Source organism: Citrobacter sp. RHBSTW-01044 (assembly GCF_013781945.1).
GTDB classification, from domain to species: domain Bacteria; phylum Pseudomonadota; class Gammaproteobacteria; order Enterobacterales; family Enterobacteriaceae; genus Citrobacter; species Citrobacter braakii.
On record NZ_CP056180.1, the window covers coordinates 2708706 to 2725425 of the forward strand.

Genomic DNA, 16720 nt, shown 5'->3' on the forward strand with positions numbered 1-16720 from the left:
GTTATTCATCAAAGTCGTAGGTCATGATGACCTTAATCGCGGTCTTATCGACCATCGCGTCAAAACCTTCTCGCCATTGCGATAAGCCGATACGGTGAGTGATCATCGGTTTGACTTTTATCGCACCGCTAGCGAGCAGGCGAATAGCATTGCGCCAGGAAGTGGAATCGTAGGCCATATGACCAATGATGCTTTTATTCCACGCAGTGATGTCGTTAATAGAAAAATCGAGAGGTTTGAAGCCCATCCCCACGCGGACGACTTCACCGTTAGGACGCAGCATTTCGATAGATTGTTTCAGGGCTATATTGGCACCGGAACATTCGATGACCAGTCCCAGATTGTCTTTCCCGCAGATCTCCTGACAACGTGCGACCACATCTTCGGTTGAACCGTTGACGACAGCCGTGGCCCCCATTTCTTTGGCTATCGGGAAACGTACCGCGACATCGTCTTCCAGCCCAACCATCACGATATTAACGGCCCCCATAATGCGCGCCATTTGTACCGAAAAAAGTCCCAGCGGGCCGGTACCAAAAACCACCACATCCTGACCCGGAAGAAATTTGGATTGCTGGGCGATAGATTTGTAGGCATTGCAGATGGGATCGAGTACAGCCGCCTCTTCATAATCAACGCCTGTTGGGATTTCCCACAGCGCATGACGGTGAATTTTGAGAATCTCCCCAGGGACCAGACAGTATTTCGAAAACCCACCTCCCCAGGTATTGTTATCCAGACCTAAATTCACCTTTTCTGTACAACAAAGAAAATCACCTTGTTCGCAAGACGGACAAACGCCACAGACGTGCCCGCTGTTGTCAGAAACCACTCTCTGACCGACTTTCCAGTCCTTAACCTTATCGCCAACCTGCACAATTTGGCCGGCAAATTCGTGACCACGAATCGAATTAAACTGGTCGGACCCACTTTCGACATTGTAGTGTTTCATGTCCGCGCCGCAGATAGCTGCCGCCTTGATTTCAATCACTACGTCTTCCGGGCCGCATATCGGTTCCGGGACATCAATCATCTTGTAGCCGCCAAAGCTCTTGCCAAATCTTGCCAGTGCTTTCATTGAATTTTCCTTTGTGTTTAGTTTTGCATCACCTGGCATCATACTTATCCATATAATTTTTGAGGTCAACACAAAATCTTTAAAACACAGATTATGATCTGCATTTCACAACTTAGATCACAAATAAGTGCCAAAATGAATTGAAAGCCAAAGACACAGCAGCCGCTTGGTTAAAATGACGTGAACACCTTCGCATTTTTCCTGTTATGAAACTGTTAACCTGCAGGTGCTGTTTTTTTCGCCACGCCATTTCCGTGGCGTGTTTGCTTGTTTAAATGTCAAAGAGGAACACCGATGAAACTATTGCCTTTGTTGGCAGCATTACCCCTGCTTTGCGCCAGCGTTGTTTCCGCCAGTTCACTGATGTCAGTTGGCTACTTCAATGGTGGCGGCGACGTCACTGCCGGTCCTGGTGGTGACATCAATAAACTGGATGTTCGTCAGATAACCCATCTCAACTATTCGTTTGGCCTTGTCTACAACAACGAAAAAGACGAGACCAATGACGCCTTAAAAGACGCCAGCAAGCTGCATCAGATTTGGCTTTCACCGAAAGTGCAGGATGATTTACTGAAAATTCCACAGCTGCGTAAACAAAATCCGAACCTGAAAGTATTGCTTTCCGTCGGTGGTTGGGGGGCACGTGGATTCTCTGGTGCGGCAGCAACGAAAGAATCGCGGGCGGTGTTTATTCAGTCTGCTCAGGAGATAATTGCGAAATATGGCCTTGATGGCATCGACCTCGACTGGGAATATCCGGTCAACGGTGCCTGGGGACTGGTCGAAAGTCAACCGGCCGACCGAGCTAACTTTACCGCGCTGTTAAAAGAGCTCCGCGCCGCATTGGGGCATAAAAAACTACTGACTATCGCCGTGGGCGCAAATGCGGAAAGCCCGAAAAGCTGGGTGGATGTGAAAGCCATTGCGCCATCGCTCGACTACATAAACCTGATGACCTATGACATGGCTTACGGTACGCAGTATTTCAACTCGAACCTGTACGATTCGACACAATGGCCGACAGTCGCCGCGGCGGATAAGTACAGCGCTGATTTTGTGGTCAACAACTATCTTGCTGCCGGTCTAAAAGCGAGTCAGATGAACCTGGGCATTGGTTTTTATGGTCGCGTACCGAAACGCGCTGTTGAGCCAGGCATTGACTGGAGCAAACCTGACGCACAGAAAAATCCTGTTACCCAGCCCTATTTCGAGCCCGCGCAAATTGAATTGTTCAAATCACTGGGCGTCGATCTGAGCAAAGATACCTATGTGAAGTACAACGATATCGTGGCGAAATTGATCAACGATCCGCAAAAGCGCTTTAGCCAGCATTGGGATGATGAAGCAAAAGTACCGTGGCTGTCAGTGCAGTCTGTGGATGGAAAAGCGCTCTTTGCCCTCTCCTATGAAAACCCGCGCTCGGTAGCGATCAAGGCTGACTATATCAAGAGCAAGGGGCTGGGAGGCGCCATGTTCTGGGAATACGGTGCGGATGACCAAAACCAGTTGGCGAAGCAGTTAGCCGATTCGTTAGGCATCAAACACTGATCCCAACGCCTGACACAATAGGTTATGATTATCGCATTCTGCTGCGCCAGCTTTTGGCGCAGCTTTTCATTTTCTACTGGAGGCATGAGCTTTATGGCTTTTATCCCTAAAAACTACGCCCGTCTGGAAGTCGGTTACCGGGAAAAGGCGCTTAAACTCTTCCCCTGGGTCTGCGGACGTTGTTCCCGTGAGTTCGTGTACTCAAATTTGCGCGAATTGACGGTACACCATATCGATCACGATCACTCCAATAACCCGGAAGATGGTAGCAACTGGGAAATGTTGTGCCTGTACTGCCACGATCACGAACATTCCAAATATACGGAAGCGGACCAGTATGGTTCAACGGTGGTTGCAGGCGAAGATGCACAGAAAGCGGTGGGCGAAGCGAAATATAATCCGTTCGCCGATCTGAAGGCGATGATGAACAAGAAATAACTTCAACTGCGGGCCCGACATAGATGTTTGCCGGGCCTGAGTAATCAGGATTTAAACGTCGCAATGGGTTCGGGCGTAATACCAAACTCCACTTTCAACTGCTGCTTACTCTTCATCACCATCTCACCGTTGGTATCAATCGTCATATGCTGCGCGTCAATATTGTTTCGCGCCTGCCATAACATCACCAGCTGTAAGCAGTTCTCTTTTTGTTCTGCCGTTAGCGCCACGCCATCCGGCCATTTTCCGAGTTCAACGGCAGTTGATAAGCGCTGATAAACTTCCGGCGTCATGCTGTTGATCATCTCATCAAGATTCATGTTAAATCCACTCTCCGTAGAATAATTTGCTGAATCGTTTCTTCAGCCTTTGGTCTGCTCACCGTTTTCACCATCGGTGAAGTTCAAAGACGCTGAGTTAACGCAGTAACGTTCACCGGTAGGTTGCGGACCATCCGGGAAGACGTGCCCCAGGTGCGCATCACAGTTACCACAGCGGATTTCAATGCGCTGCATGCCGTGTGAAGTATCTTTAATGTAACGGATAGCCTCTGCGCTGACAGGCTCGTAAAAACTGGGCCAGCCGCAGCCAGAGTCATATTTTGTCTCGGAACGAAATAGCGGTTTGTCGCAGACCAAACAGTGGTAGATGCCGTCACGCTTGTTGTGCAGCAAACGCCCGGTAAATGGCGGTTCTGTCCCGTGATTCTGCGTCACGTAGAACTGCATTTCGGTTAAATTTTTTTTTAGTTCTTCTGGAGAAGGTTGATTAGCCATTTGCTCACATCTCGCTTTATCTAAACTCACATCGCGAGACAGATTCTAACAAAACATTAACACCAGAGTACGAACTTTTGTTCTAAACTTGATCCGTGCGAAATGGCAGCCTGCAATTCGTGATCACAATCACGTTTTTATCTTGATTGCCCTTTAAAATTCGGGCCGCCGACCCCATGTGGTTTCAAGCCCAAAGGAAGAGTGAGGCGAGTCAGTTGCGCAAAGCTTAAGCAGCAGATTGATTTGTCGCAATGATTGACACGATTCCGCTTGACGCTGCGTAAGGTTTTTGTAATTTTACAGGCAACCTTTTATTCACTAACAAATAGCTGGTGGAATATATGACTATCAAAGTAGGTATCAACGGTTTTGGCCGTATCGGTCGCATTGTTTTCCGTGCTGCTCAAGAACGCTCTGACATCGAGATCGTTGCAATCAACGACCTGTTAGACGCTGACTACATGGCTTACATGCTGAAATATGACTCCACTCACGGCCGTTTCAACGGTACCGTTGAAGTGAAAGACGGTCATCTGATCGTGAACGGTAAAAAAATCCGTGTTACCGCTGAACGTGATCCGGCTAACCTGAAATGGGACGAAGTTGGTGTTGACGTAGTAGCTGAAGCTACTGGCCTGTTCCTGACAGATGAAACCGCTCGTAAGCACATCACTGCTGGCGCGAAAAAAGTGGTTCTGACTGGTCCGTCCAAAGATAACACTCCGATGTTTGTTAAAGGCGCTAACTTTGACAAATACGAAGGTCAGGACATCGTTTCTAACGCTTCCTGCACCACTAACTGCCTGGCTCCGCTGGCTAAAGTTATCAACGACAACTTCGGCATCATCGAAGGTCTGATGACTACTGTTCACGCGACCACCGCTACTCAGAAAACCGTTGATGGCCCGTCTCACAAAGACTGGCGCGGCGGCCGCGGCGCATCCCAGAACATCATCCCGTCCTCTACCGGTGCTGCTAAAGCTGTAGGTAAAGTACTGCCAGAACTGAACGGCAAACTGACTGGTATGGCGTTCCGCGTTCCTACCCCGAACGTATCTGTTGTTGACCTGACCGTTCGTCTGGAAAAAGCTGCTTCTTACGAAGAAATTAAGAAAGCAATCAAAGCTGCTTCCGAAGGCCCAATGAAAGGCGTTCTGGGTTACACCGAAGACGACGTAGTATCTACCGATTTCAACGGTGAAGTTTGCACTTCCGTGTTCGATGCTAAAGCTGGTATCGCACTGAACGACAACTTCGTGAAACTGGTATCCTGGTACGACAACGAAACCGGCTACTCCAACAAAGTTCTGGACCTGATTGCTCACATCTCCAAATAAGTTGAGATGAAACAGTAATCTGTAAGAGCGACTCAGGTCGCTCTTTTTTTTGCCTGAAGATACCCGTCATACTTCAAGTTACCGGTGTGTTGGCAATGCTCTCTCACCCGAATCACTTACTTCTGTAAGCTCATCGGGATCGTTCACTTGCCGCCGTCCTGCAACTCGAATTATTTAGGGTAAAAAAAAGGATTGCATAATGATTAATAAAATTTTTGCACTTCCGGTAATCGAACAAATTACCCCGGTCCTCTCCCGCCGCCAGCTTGATGAACTTGAGATTCTTGTGGTCGATCATCCACAGGTTAAAGCATCTTTCGCACTGCAGGGCGCACATCTTCTTTCCTGGAAACCCAACGGCGAAGAGGAAGTCCTGTGGCTAAGTAACAATACCCCGTTTAAAACCGGCGTAGCGCTGCGTGGCGGCGTACCAATTTGCTGGCCGTGGTTTGGTCCGGCTGCTCAGCAGGGCCTGCCTTCTCATGGTTTTGCCCGCAACCTGCCATGGACGCTGAAAGCGCACAACGAAGACGACAATGGCGTGGTGCTGACGTTTGAATTGCAAAGCAACGCTGAAACGCGTCAGCTATGGCCGCACGAATTCTGCCTGCTGGCCCGTTTCAAAGTAGGTGCCACCTGTGAAATGGAACTGGAAGCCCACGGTGAATTTGAAACCACCTCTGCGCTGCATACCTATTTCAACGTCGGTGACATTGCGGCAGTAAAAGTCAGTGGACTTGGCGATCGCCTGATCGACAAAGTGAATGATGCTAAAGAAGATGTGCTGGCTGATGGTATCCAGACCTTCCCGGACCGCACCGATCGTGTCTATCTGAATCCGCAAGCGTGCAGCGTTATCCATGATGATGCGCTCAACCGCAATATCGACGTCGTCCATCATCACCATCTGAATGTCGTGGGCTGGAACCCGGGTCCGGCGCTGTCCGTTAGCATGGGCGACATGCCGGATGACGGCTATAAAACCTTTGTTTGCGTAGAGACGGCTTACGCGACCGCGCCGCAGAAAACCCGCGAAGAAAAACCATCACGCCTGGCACAAACTATCCGCGTTGCTAAACGCTAAAATTGTGTCTGTAGCCTGACGGAGCTTGCGCCTTATCCGGCCTACCAAGCATTGCATTGGCCGGATAAGAACCGTGAGCATCGCCATTCGGCAAATCAGGCCATATCCAGCGCCGTTTTACCCTTTGGCGCTGGATATGCCTTATCTAGCTGCTTCAGCTCATCAACAGAGAGCGTTATCTCCAGCGCGGCGGCATTTTGTTCGACATGCGCTATGCTTGCCGCTTTTGGAATCGCCATCACGCCCGGCAGACGGATCACCCATGCCAGCAAAATCTGCGCAGCACTAACATTGTGCGCGTGCGCGATGTCGTTCACCACAGAGTGAGAAAGCAAGTCACCGCGCAATCGCCCCGCCTGAGCCAGCGGACTGTAAGCCATGACCGGCATCTGCTGCTGCTGGCACCACGGCAGTAAATCATATTCAATACCGCGCGATGCTAAATGATAAAGCACCTGGTTAGTGGCACATTCCCGCCCACCTGTGACTTGCCATAACGCCTGCATGTCATCGTAATCGAGATTAGAGACGCCCCAGCGGCGGATTTTCCCCTGCGCAATGAGTGCTTCCATGGCATCAACGGTCTCAGCAAATGAAAAACTGCCCGTCCAGTGGAGCAAATAGAGATCCAGATAATCGGTTTTTAGTCGACGCAGGCTCGCCTCACAGGCGGCAATGGCTTTCTGACCACCGGCATTCCAGGGGTATACTTTCGAGACTAAAAAAGCGCTATCACGACGCCCGATTAATGCTTCACCCACTACCTCTTCCGCCGCACCATCTGCATACATTTCGGCGGTATCGATCAACCGCAGACCGAGATCCAGGCCAGCCCGCAGCGCTGAAACCTCTTCCCGGCGTCGGCCAGGATCCTCGCCCATGTACCATGTTCCCTGCCCAATAGCAGGCAGCGATACCTGCTTTGTAAACATCACCTGTTTCGCTGTCATCGCGCCCTCCTGTGTTAATGCACCACAGTAAAGCAAAACAACTGGCATGTGTCCCGTTAGGGTGCACAAATTGCACCTTCTAAGATTGGAAGTTGACCGCTATGGCAACGGCAATAAAAAACCCGGGAACAAACAATGCTCCCGGGCCGAATGACAGAAAATCTTAACTGCACTGCGGTTATTTTAAGCGACCTAAATATTTCCCCTCTTTCATCGCGTTAATTTTCCCGTTTTTATAGACGATGACGGAAATCAAGTCCGCGCTATAAGACTGAGCGTCTGCATTGTTCTCATCATTTGCCGCAGCTTTGCCATTAATATATGCAATACCATCAGCGCCACGTTTAAAGTCTACACCCAGTTTATTCACATGCACGGGTGTGATTTTACTGGCGTGCACCGGAGCATTAGCATCGCTGACCATCGTTTTATGTTCATGCTGTAACTGCTGACGGTAAGCCTCGCTGATGGCATAGGCTGGTGCAGCAGCAGAAGTTGCGACCAGTACAGCGATAATTATTAATTTCTTCATGAGTTACACCTTAATAATTATTGTGTTTGTGGTGATGACTGGAATTAGTATCATTTGAGTTATATACGTTTTGCGCGTTCTCCATAGCTTGTTTTTCAGCTACGGCATTGATTGTCGCCTGACGGTTTTGCTCAGCGATATAGCAGGCATCGCGGCTCACGCCCTTGCTTTCGCAAGCACTCATGCGTGAAGCCTCGGTGGAACATCCCGTCAGAATCCCACCCATCACTGCTATCATGATTAACTTTTTCATTATCTCTACCAGGTTTATTCGCAAGAAAACCACATGACATTTAATATCAGAGCCATGCAGCGTTACTGTCTTTACTTATTAAGTTGGAGTAATATCTGCAATCGCTTATTTAATGTCAATTTTAATTTTTTCAGATAAATACCTAAAAGATGTAAAATAAAAATTAACTTAATGATTTTATTTTTTTCAAATGAAAGTTAACTTTCATCGTTACACAAAAATAATAAAATAGTTATCTTGCTATTTTTAGTGGCGAGAGTTTCACGATAAAATCATACCGTGATTATAAAATAGAATATTATCAATATATTGCAAAACCAGAAATCACTCTCCCAGAACAATGATTCGTGAAACTGTACAGATACTCTTCCATTCACAAACGAATAGATTTCAGTCTCATCAAAAAACAGGTTTAATTTTGGTAATTGCGGCAGGAAAAATACGTTAACTATTTGTTGCGGCCGATGTAATGCCAAAACAGCACAAAAAATCAAATCACATGTTTTGGATCAATATTCATCTCTGATATGCACAAAAAAGCCCGCATCTCTGCGGGCGAGTGTTTGACACACAGTGGTATCAGAACTTGTAGGTAACACCCGTTGAAATCAGACCCGTCCAGGATTTGTCCACCATCGGGCTGTCTGTCACTTCATCAGACAGGCGGGTATAACGCGCAGTACCGTATACGCTCCAGTTGCCCAGGAAGTTATAGTTTGCGCTGAGCTCCAGATACGGGTTCCAGGAGCTTTCAGGATCGTAGCTACGCAAGCCGCTACGGGCAGATTCATGGCGTGAAACACCATAATAGTATTCATTCTGGTTTTCACTGTTCCACTCGACACCAATCCCCGGAGTCAACGTCAGACCGCCATTGGTATAGCGGTATAACCACGCCAGATCCCATACAATACCATTGCTGTTATCCAGCGTATCGCCTGCAAGGCTGGTACGCAGGAAACCGTATTGCGTGTTGTGAATGTAAGAAAGACCAGCCATCATGGTGCTCTTACGTTTATCCAGACTACGCAGACGGTTGTCGTCGCTGTCACCCGGTTTGAAGTACATTGGCGACCAATAGGCCATCACCGACAGCTTATCGGTATCGTCATTCCACAGGTAGTAACCACCGCCCAGACCACGGAACCAGAAGTTATCGCTTTCATAAGTCACAACCGGGACCGGGTAAACGTCACTATCGTAATCTTTGTAAGGGTGCTCAACCACACCAACGCCTGCGCCCAGCGTCAGGTTGCTCTCTGCCTGTGCGACGTTAGCGGAAGTGGCAATAAGCACGCTAAGTGCCAGAAGTTTGAGTTTGGTCACAGTCAATAATTCCTTATTTAAATGTGTAGCGGTCAAAGTTTAACCGTCAATACGCTTCAGCCCAACTATTTTACGGATTCGCCCCAGAATGTAACCCCCTAATTTCTCAGCGAGTGATGACATTTTGCTTGCAGGACAGTGAACACCGCATGAATCCTGCCCCATAGATTTACAAAAGATATGCTTTTTTTGCTGATGAGTTATTGATATGCCATTGAAATTCATTTGCGCACACAGGCAAGTTTTGCAAATGCCATCTACGCTTAATTTTAGAAGGTGTATCACCGAATACGTTGATCTCCTGACCACCACAATGGCATGAGAGTTGCTTATTTCTTCAGCAGCGACGTCGTTCAGTTTACCTCTTCAGGGGCCTCTACTATTCATATGAACGGCTCTTAACATGTGCTAAAAAAACGAAAGGACGGCATACCATGAATATATTCGATCACTATCGCCAGCGTTATGAAGCTGCCAAGGACGAAGAGTTCACGCTGCAGGAGTTTCTTACCACTTGTCGGCAAGATCGCAGCGCTTATGCCAATGCGGCAGAGCGGCTATTAATGGCTATTGGTGAGCCTGTCATGGTCGACACTGCCCACGAACCTCGTCTTTCTCGACTCTTTTCGAATCGGGTGATTGCACGATACCCCGCTTTTGAAGAGTTTTATGGCATGGAAGAGGCCATTGAGCAGATTGTTTCTTATTTGAAGCATGCGGCTCAAGGTCTGGAAGAGAAGAAGCAGATTCTGTATCTGCTGGGGCCTGTGGGAGGGGGGAAATCATCTCTTGCTGAGCGGCTGAAGTCGCTGATGCAGCGAGTACCGATTTATGTCCTGAGCGCCAACGGCGAGCGTAGCCCGGTAAACGATCATCCGTTATGCCTGTTTAACCCACAGGAAGACGCGCAGATCCTGGAAAAAGAGTATGGGATCCCACGTCGTTATCTCGGTACGATCATGTCGCCCTGGGCTGCAAAACGTCTGCATGATTTTGGCGGGGACATTACAAAATTCCGCGTTGTCAAAGTCTGGCCGTCTATTCTGGAGCAGATCGCTATCGCCAAAACGGAGCCTGGTGATGAAAACAACCAGGATATCTCTGCGCTGGTCGGGAAAGTGGATATTCGTAAACTCGAACACCACGCCCAGAACGATCCTGATGCCTACGGTTATTCGGGCGCACTGTGCCGCTCAAACCAGGGGATTATGGAGTTCGTTGAGATGTTTAAAGCACCAATTAAAGTGCTGCATCCTCTGCTGACCGCAACCCAGGAAGGAAACTACAACGGGACAGAAGGTATCTCTGCCCTGCCGTTTAACGGAATTATTCTTGCCCACTCGAACGAGTCCGAATGGGTGACGTTCCGTAATAATAAAAACAATGAGGCGTTCCTTGACCGTGTTTACATCGTCAAAGTGCCTTATTGCCTGCGGATCTCCGAAGAGATCAAAATTTACGAAAAACTGCTTAACCACAGTGAGCTGACCCATGCGCCTTGCGCACCGGGCACGCTGGAAACGCTCTCTCGCTTTACCATTCTTTCTCGCCTGAAAGAGCCTGAGAACTCGAGCATTTACTCGAAGATGCGTGTTTACGATGGGGAAAGCCTGAAAGATACCGATCCAAAAGCGAAGTCCTATCAAGAGTATCGGGATTACGCCGGGGTCGATGAGGGAATGAACGGTCTTTCCACGCGTTTCGCGTTTAAGATCCTCTCACGCGTCTTTAACTTTGACCACGCCGAAGTGGCAGCTAACCCGGTGCATCTGTTCTACGTACTGGAGCAGCAAATCGAGCGCGAACAGTTCCCGCAGGAGCTGGCAGAACGTTACCTTGAGTTCCTGAAAGGCTATCTGATCCCGAAATATGCTGAGTTCATCGGCAAAGAGATCCAAACGGCTTATCTCGAATCCTATTCCGAATATGGACAAAACATTTTCGACCGTTATGTCACTTATGCGGATTTCTGGATTCAGGATCAGGAGTATCGCGACCCGGATACCGGTCAGCTGTTTGACCGCGAGTCGTTGAACTCAGAACTGGAGAAAATTGAGAAACCGGCGGGTATCAGTAACCCCAAAGATTTCCGTAACGAGATCGTCAACTTTGTTCTGCGTGCCAGAGCGAATAACAGCGGTCGCAATCCAAACTGGACCAGTTACGAAAAACTGCGCACGGTCATTGAGAAGAAAATGTTCTCCAATACCGAGGAGTTGCTGCCGGTCATTTCGTTCAACGCCAAAACCTCAACTGACGAGCAGAAAAAACACGACGATTTTGTCGACCGGATGATGGAAAAAGGCTACACGCGTAAGCAGGTACGTTTACTGTGCGAATGGTATTTGCGCGTACGTAAATCGTCTTAAAATAAGTGCCCGGAGGCGCGTACGCTTGCCGGGCCTACAATACACATCCGTAGGCCGGATATGCTCAGCGCATCCGGCGTTACTGATGTAGCATAAAGTTGGCAAATGCAGTACGGGGGGCTTATGACCTGGTTTATTGACCGGCGTCTTAACGGCAAAAACAAGAGCACGGTAAACCGCCAGCGCTTCTTACGCCGTTATAAATCGCAAATTAAACAGTCGATCTCCGAGGCCATTAACAAGCGTTCGGTGACTGATGTGGATAGCGGCGAATCTGTCTCTATTCCGACTGATGATATTAGCGAACCGATGTTCCATCAGGGGCGTGGCGGCTTGCGCCATCGCGTGCATCCGGGTAACGACCATTTTGTGCAGAACGACCGCATTGAACGCCCACAGGGCGGCGGCGGTGGTTCAGGAAGCGGACAAGGCCAGGCCAGCCAAGATGGCGAGGGTCAGGATGAGTTCGTCTTCCAGATCTCTAAAGATGAATATCTCGATCTGTTGTTCGAAGATTTAGCACTTCCTAACCTGAAGCAGAATCAGCAGCGTCAGTTAACGGAGTACAAAACGCACCGGGCAGGTTTCACCTCTAACGGCGTGCCTGCCAACATCAGCGTGGTGCGCTCCCTGCAAAACTCACTGGCGCGCCGCACAGCGATGACGGCTGGTAAGCGTCGCGAATTGCATGCGCTCGAAGCGGATCTGGAAACCATCGAAAAAAGTGAACCAGCGCAGTTGCTGGAAGAGGAACGGTTACGCAAAGAGATTGCCGAACTACGGGCAAAAATCGAACGCGTGCCGTTTATCGACACCTTTGATTTACGCTACAAGAATTATGAAAAACGGCCCGATCCTTCCAGCCAGGCAGTGATGTTCTGTCTGATGGACGTCTCCGGTTCAATGGATCAGTCGACCAAAGATATGGCCAAGCGTTTTTATATCTTGCTGTATCTGTTCTTGAGTCGGACCTACAAAAACGTGGAAGTGGTTTATATTCGCCACCATACCCAGGCGAAAGAGGTGGATGAGCACGAGTTCTTCTACTCTCAGGAAACCGGGGGAACCATTGTCTCCAGCGCGCTGAAGTTAATGGATGAAGTGGTAAAAGACCGTTACGACCCGGCCCAGTGGAACATCTATGCCGCACAGGCCTCGGACGGTGATAACTGGGCGGATGATTCCCCGTTGTGTCATGAGATTCTGGCGAAAAAACTGCTGCCGATGGTGCGATATTATAGCTATATCGAAATCACCCGCCGCGCGCACCAGACCTTGTGGCGTGAATACGAACATCTGCAATCAACGTTTGAAAACTTTGCGATGCAGCATATCCGCGACCAGGATGACATTTATCCGGTCTTTCGCGAACTGTTTCATAAGCAAAGTACAACCAGCAATAGCTAACCACATACATAAATCAGCCAGAGGTTATCTCCTCTGGTTGATTTTTATGACCTCGCGTTTCGACCACATGTTATGTCATTTAGCATTTTGTCTCAGGCTAGCCACTTCAACTTCGAGCGCGGAAATATCGCCAGAAGACAACAGCGGTTGCATTTTCACGAGCGACTCTTCCGGAAGTTGATACAAATTAAGGGCCAGTATTCGTTCAATATCCCCCACCGGCAGGCGATATTTTATTATTTTTGCCGGATTGCCGCCGACTACCGCATACGGTGGCACATCTTTAGTCACCACCGCACCTGCTGCGACAACAGCGCCTTCCCCGAGCGTAACGCCTGGCATGATCATGGCGCGCATGCCTAACCAGCAACCATCATGCAACACCGTGTCACCCCGAAACTCGTAGGCATCTTTGATCGACGCCATAAAGGGATAAAGACTGATCCAGTCAAGCCGATGCGTACTATTTCCCCCCATCAGAATAACGCTCTCAGCGCCAATGCAGACGAAATTCCCAATAATCAACTTATCCAAATGCCCAAGCGGTTCCCAGTCCCGGCTGATCTCATCACCGAGTAAATACCGCACCACCGAACGTTCGAATCCATGATCCCAGCAGTCACTGTAATAGCTATGCGTACCCTTAATAACTATATTAGGGTTGGTCACTGTCTGATGAAGGTACTCCATTCTCGACCAGTGTTTTTCTGACACTTCGCCATCCTTTTATCATTGTGTTTTAAAACACCCTACATCCTTTCCACCAGCGGATAGAAGTCTTTATTTTCTTTTTGCATACGCTCATACACTTTGCGTAGAATATTGTTGGCATCACGTCTGAATGCCTCATCATTACCTTTTAATTTACTGGCAATATTCCAGCGCCGGGAAAAAACTTCATATTCGCTGACGATATCCGTCATTTCACGTTGAAATTTTGAGCTAACCTGTCTGAGCGTACTATTTCCATCCTGCTCAATATGTGGATAAAGGAACTGATCTTCAGCAAACAAATGTGTTTTTATAATGGCACTCATGCTAACGATCGCAGTTGCAATTTCCTGGGCATTGGATGATACGCCTGCATGGCTCAACGTACGTAGAAATGATATTTTCTCCAGAATTTCAACATGCTGATTTTTCATTTTATCAATATTCATCCGTTTATCCTTTTTATTTTCCCTTCACGGAGCAGCAGGCAATGTAGTTTAGCTGGTGACGTTGCGAACGGAAGAAGCGAAACATTTTCAGGAACCGGCGACGATTTTCGCGTGTGCGTAAGCCGTTAAACACAATTTTAACCGCCCCAGTCAGCCCTTCATCACGAATTAATCCTCGCGGCGACATCAGCGACATATCGCCATTCTGCTGCAAGGACTGTGCAAACCCACCGTTCAGAAATAAATCGCGCCAGCCTTGTCTGGTCATCGGGCTAACGTTTGATTTCACTACCTCTACAAGCTGGCCCTGCTCGCCCGCACCCAGTTTTTGTGCGGTGAACATAATGTCGTGAGTTAACAGACGCCCGCCGGGCTTCAATACGCGATAATATTCGGCAATTAACTTCGCCTTCGCTTTATCGGCATACATTGTCAGCATGGCTTCGTTGATCACAACGTCGAAACTGTTATCCGCAAATGGAAGGGTGTTAGCGTTAGCTGCCATAACGTGAATGTGATTTTCCAGACCATTTGCCGCCACGTTATTTCTGGCGTTTGCCAGTGCGGTTTTATCCATATCAATGGCGTATACCGTACAACCAAAACGTTGAACTAACTCTATCGCCGTCGTGGCCATGTTACACGCCACTTCCAGCACCTGGCTGTCGGGCGTCAGCTGTGACTGGCTGAACAACCACTCTGTTGCTTCAACGCCCCCCGGACGCAGACGGGTTTTGCCCAGACTGGCTAAGAACGTATGGCCCGCTTTATCAGTCGCGCTCATCTGCTTGTCTCCTTTCTTATAAGTTGTATTATAAATACAACAATAAGAGTTAAAGGTGAAGCACGCGAATGATTTTTATTACAAAATGCCCTTCCCAGTAGCGTTAGAGCGGATGAATGCCGTGTGATAGACTGAAGTATCAGACTTACAGGGCTGTACATCATTATGCAATTGCATCATAAAGCGCTCAGGCTCTTTATCTCCGTCAGCGTAGTTGTTTTGACATTTTCTTTTTTGGTTTATGAGCTCATTGCCAGCGATAAAGCAATGAATGCGTACATGCGCTATATCAATGAGAAAGCCGACTCATCGTTTCTCTATGATAAGTATACTAATCAAAGTATTGCAGCCCATCTGATGCGCACATTTTCATCCCCCCAGGTACCCGCTTCTATCGAGCAACAAAAAGCACTTTGCAACGCTTTCGACAGCGTTAACGGCACTCATGGGCTCAACCTCACCCAGCATAACTACCTACCATTACACGGTACGTTGCAAACCCCCACCACAAAATGTAGCGAGAAACTTGAAGACATATTTCTACTGCCCTCTTTTGACCGGGCGGTAAACGTTAATCGTGAACAGAAAGATTACGGTCATGGTTTAGGTATGCAGGAGTATAAATTTCGATATTACGTCGATCTCAAAAATAACTACGTCTATTTCTTTGATCTGGTCGATTCGCGGAAATTTGCGATACACAACTGGTCGTTTTTGCAAAAAGGAAACCTGGGTATCAACCAGAATGATATTGACGGTATTTTCACTGGCCGCACGGTAATCTCCCGTATTTATGAAGATAACCTGACCGAGAAAAAAGTGATGAGCTTTTTAACACCGGTCTACTATGCCGGTAAGTTAAAAGGCGTGGTGATGGTGGATATTAACAAAGAGAATTTAAAGAATATTTTCTATACCAGCGACCGCCCTCTCGTCTGGCGCTATCTTAACGTGACGCTTTCGGACATCAACTCAGGTAAAGAGATACTCGTTCACCAAAGTGAGAACAACCTGTTTAGCTATGTTCACTACCAGGAAGACATGCCCGGCGGTATACGCATCACCTTATCGCTTGATTTTATGTACTTTATTGTCTCCTCCTGGAAAGTATTCGCCTTCTATCTGCTGGCGACAATACTGTTGCTGAATATGGTCAGAACGCATTTTCGGCTGTATCACAACGTCACGCGTGAAAATATCAGTGACGCGATGACCGGGCTCTACAACCGCAAAATTTTAACGCCGACGCTCGAACAGCGTTTACAGCAGTTGGTAAACGCGGGCACCCTTGTGACCTTTATCGCCATTGATTGCGATAAACTAAAAGTCATTAATGATACGCTGGGGCATAAAGAAGGCGATCGCATTATCACCATTCTGGCTAGAGCCATTCAAACCTCGATTCGCAAAAATGACTATGCCATCCGCCTCGGTGGGGATGAGTTTTGCATTATCCTCATTGATTACCCCGCTGAATTAACGCCTCGTCTGCTGGAGAGGATTCGCTATAACTTACAAATTATTGCGCAAGATAGAGCAATCAGCTTCTCCGCAGGGATTTATAATATGCAGCCAAACGACACCATTGATGATGCCTACAAAGCATCCGATGCACAGCTCTACCTGAACAAACAGAAAAAACGCGCGGATGCGTAATCATTTTTCTGACAGGATTTTC

Annotated in this window: 17 protein-coding genes; 7 read left to right on the forward strand and 10 right to left on the reverse strand. The window is 48.1% G+C overall.

Annotated features, from left to right (window positions below; all coding sequences use genetic code 11):
* Position 1 precedes the first annotated feature (1 nt).
* A complete protein-coding gene (locus tag HV352_RS13085) occupies positions 2-1078 on the reverse strand; it encodes a zinc-binding dehydrogenase (RefSeq protein WP_047358599.1) in 1077 nt (358 codons plus the stop codon).
* Positions 1079-1372: 294 nt separating this feature from the next.
* Here HV352_RS13085 and HV352_RS13090 point away from each other — a divergent pair, with 294 nt between their 5' ends.
* Together HV352_RS13090 and yajD are read left to right on the forward strand one after the other, a co-directional pair.
* On the forward strand, positions 1373-2626 hold the full coding sequence (locus HV352_RS13090; protein ID WP_046275891.1) for a glycoside hydrolase family 18 protein: 1254 nt from the start codon (positions 1373-1375) through the stop codon (positions 2624-2626).
* A 93-nt stretch (positions 2627-2719) separates the two neighbouring features.
* Complete coding sequence (gene yajD, locus HV352_RS13095) at positions 2720-3064, forward strand: HNH nuclease YajD (protein WP_003832478.1); 345 nt, start codon at positions 2720-2722, stop codon at positions 3062-3064.
* 44 nt (positions 3065-3108) lie between these two features.
* Here yajD and HV352_RS13100 read toward each other — a convergent pair whose 3' ends face one another.
* Together HV352_RS13100 and msrB are read right to left on the reverse strand one after the other, a co-directional pair.
* Entirely contained in the window at positions 3109-3384 is a 276-nt protein-coding gene (locus HV352_RS13100) for a YeaC family protein (RefSeq protein ID WP_016152817.1), read from the reverse strand.
* 42 nt (positions 3385-3426) lie between these two features.
* Positions 3427-3840 (reverse strand): peptide-methionine (R)-S-oxide reductase MsrB, encoded by a 414-nt coding sequence (gene msrB / locus HV352_RS13105; RefSeq protein ID WP_016152816.1) that lies wholly within the window; start codon positions 3838-3840, stop codon positions 3427-3429.
* A gap of 341 nt (positions 3841-4181) precedes the next feature.
* Between msrB and gapA the strand changes: the two genes are divergently transcribed.
* Together gapA and HV352_RS13115 are read left to right on the forward strand one after the other, a co-directional pair.
* Entirely contained in the window at positions 4182-5177 is a 996-nt protein-coding gene (gene gapA, locus HV352_RS13110; RefSeq protein ID WP_003030697.1) for a glyceraldehyde-3-phosphate dehydrogenase, read from the forward strand.
* Between the two features lie 199 nt (positions 5178-5376).
* A complete protein-coding gene (locus HV352_RS13115) occupies positions 5377-6261 on the forward strand; it encodes a D-hexose-6-phosphate mutarotase (protein ID WP_016156308.1) in 885 nt (294 codons plus the stop codon).
* Positions 6262-6356: 95 nt separating this feature from the next.
* On the opposite strand, the gene HV352_RS13120 is transcribed toward HV352_RS13115, so the two are convergent.
* The 4 genes from HV352_RS13120 to HV352_RS13135 form a co-directional block, all read right to left on the reverse strand.
* Complete coding sequence (locus HV352_RS13120; protein ID WP_047358596.1) at positions 6357-7211, reverse strand: aldo/keto reductase; 855 nt, start codon at positions 7209-7211, stop codon at positions 6357-6359.
* Positions 7212-7389: 178 nt separating this feature from the next.
* Positions 7390-7743: a hypothetical protein gene (locus HV352_RS13125; protein WP_047358595.1), complete on the reverse strand. Its 354-nt coding sequence runs from the start codon at positions 7741-7743 to the stop codon at positions 7390-7392.
* A 10-nt stretch (positions 7744-7753) separates the two neighbouring features.
* On the reverse strand, positions 7754-7996 hold the full coding sequence (locus HV352_RS13130; RefSeq protein ID WP_019076610.1) for a hypothetical protein: 243 nt from the start codon (positions 7994-7996) through the stop codon (positions 7754-7756).
* 579 nt (positions 7997-8575) lie between these two features.
* Complete coding sequence (locus HV352_RS13135) at positions 8576-9322, reverse strand: MipA/OmpV family protein (protein WP_016152811.1); 747 nt, start codon at positions 9320-9322, stop codon at positions 8576-8578.
* A 434-nt stretch (positions 9323-9756) separates the two neighbouring features.
* Here HV352_RS13135 and yeaG point away from each other — a divergent pair, with 434 nt between their 5' ends.
* On the forward strand, positions 9757-11691 hold the full coding sequence (gene yeaG / locus HV352_RS13140; protein WP_016152810.1) for a protein kinase YeaG: 1935 nt from the start codon (positions 9757-9759) through the stop codon (positions 11689-11691).
* Between the two features lie 123 nt (positions 11692-11814).
* Complete coding sequence (locus tag HV352_RS13145) at positions 11815-13098, forward strand: YeaH/YhbH family protein (protein ID WP_047417919.1); 1284 nt, start codon at positions 11815-11817, stop codon at positions 13096-13098.
* Positions 13099-13173: 75 nt separating this feature from the next.
* On the opposite strand, the gene HV352_RS13150 is transcribed toward HV352_RS13145, so the two are convergent.
* Genes HV352_RS13150 through HV352_RS13160 form a run of 3 tightly spaced genes read right to left on the reverse strand, consistent with a single transcriptional unit; the run spans position 13174 to position 15042 of the window.
* Complete coding sequence (locus tag HV352_RS13150; protein ID WP_016156305.1) at positions 13174-13812, reverse strand: CatB-related O-acetyltransferase; 639 nt, start codon at positions 13810-13812, stop codon at positions 13174-13176.
* Between the two features lie 35 nt (positions 13813-13847).
* Positions 13848-14258 (reverse strand): hemerythrin domain-containing protein, encoded by a 411-nt coding sequence (locus HV352_RS13155; protein ID WP_075847297.1) that lies wholly within the window; start codon positions 14256-14258, stop codon positions 13848-13850.
* Between the two features lie 13 nt (positions 14259-14271).
* A complete protein-coding gene (locus HV352_RS13160) occupies positions 14272-15042 on the reverse strand; it encodes a class I SAM-dependent methyltransferase (RefSeq protein ID WP_137379893.1) in 771 nt (256 codons plus the stop codon).
* A gap of 165 nt (positions 15043-15207) precedes the next feature.
* On the opposite strand from HV352_RS13160, the gene dgcJ reads away from it, so the two are divergent.
* Positions 15208-16698 carry a diguanylate cyclase DgcJ gene (dgcJ, locus tag HV352_RS13165; protein ID WP_016156302.1) on the forward strand — a complete coding sequence of 497 codons (1491 nt, stop codon included), beginning with the start codon at positions 15208-15210 and terminating at the stop codon, positions 16696-16698.
* Positions 16699-16720 lie beyond the last annotated feature (22 nt).

Bases quoted from the DNA above. Each gene is read 5' to 3' on its own strand.
- msrB (WP_016152816.1), bottom strand. From the start codon at position 3,840: ATGGCTAATCAACCTTCTCCAGAAGAACTAAAAAAAAATTTAACCGAA.
- HV352_RS13090 (WP_046275891.1), top strand. From the start codon at position 1,373: ATGAAACTATTGCCTTTGTTGGCAGCATTACCCCTGCTTTGCGCCAGC.
- HV352_RS13160 (WP_137379893.1), bottom strand. From the start codon at position 15,042: ATGAGCGCGACTGATAAAGCGGGCCATACGTTCTTAGCCAGTCTGGGC.
- HV352_RS13125 (WP_047358595.1), bottom strand. From the start codon at position 7,743: ATGAAGAAATTAATAATTATCGCTGTACTGGTCGCAACTTCTGCTGCT.
- HV352_RS13145 (WP_047417919.1), top strand. From the start codon at position 11,815: ATGACCTGGTTTATTGACCGGCGTCTTAACGGCAAAAACAAGAGCACG.
- HV352_RS13100 (WP_016152817.1), bottom strand. From the start codon at position 3,384: ATGAATCTTGATGAGATGATCAACAGCATGACGCCGGAAGTTTATCAG.
- yajD (WP_003832478.1), top strand. From the start codon at position 2,720: ATGGCTTTTATCCCTAAAAACTACGCCCGTCTGGAAGTCGGTTACCGG.
- dgcJ (WP_016156302.1), top strand. From the start codon at position 15,208: ATGCAATTGCATCATAAAGCGCTCAGGCTCTTTATCTCCGTCAGCGTA.
- gapA (WP_003030697.1), top strand. From the start codon at position 4,182: ATGACTATCAAAGTAGGTATCAACGGTTTTGGCCGTATCGGTCGCATT.
- HV352_RS13155 (WP_075847297.1), bottom strand. From the start codon at position 14,258: ATGAATATTGATAAAATGAAAAATCAGCATGTTGAAATTCTGGAGAAA.
- HV352_RS13115 (WP_016156308.1), top strand. From the start codon at position 5,377: ATGATTAATAAAATTTTTGCACTTCCGGTAATCGAACAAATTACCCCG.
- HV352_RS13120 (WP_047358596.1), bottom strand. From the start codon at position 7,211: ATGACAGCGAAACAGGTGATGTTTACAAAGCAGGTATCGCTGCCTGCT.
- yeaG (WP_016152810.1), top strand. From the start codon at position 9,757: ATGAATATATTCGATCACTATCGCCAGCGTTATGAAGCTGCCAAGGAC.
- HV352_RS13130 (WP_019076610.1), bottom strand. From the start codon at position 7,996: ATGAAAAAGTTAATCATGATAGCAGTGATGGGTGGGATTCTGACGGGA.
- HV352_RS13085 (WP_047358599.1), bottom strand. From the start codon at position 1,078: ATGAAAGCACTGGCAAGATTTGGCAAGAGCTTTGGCGGCTACAAGATG.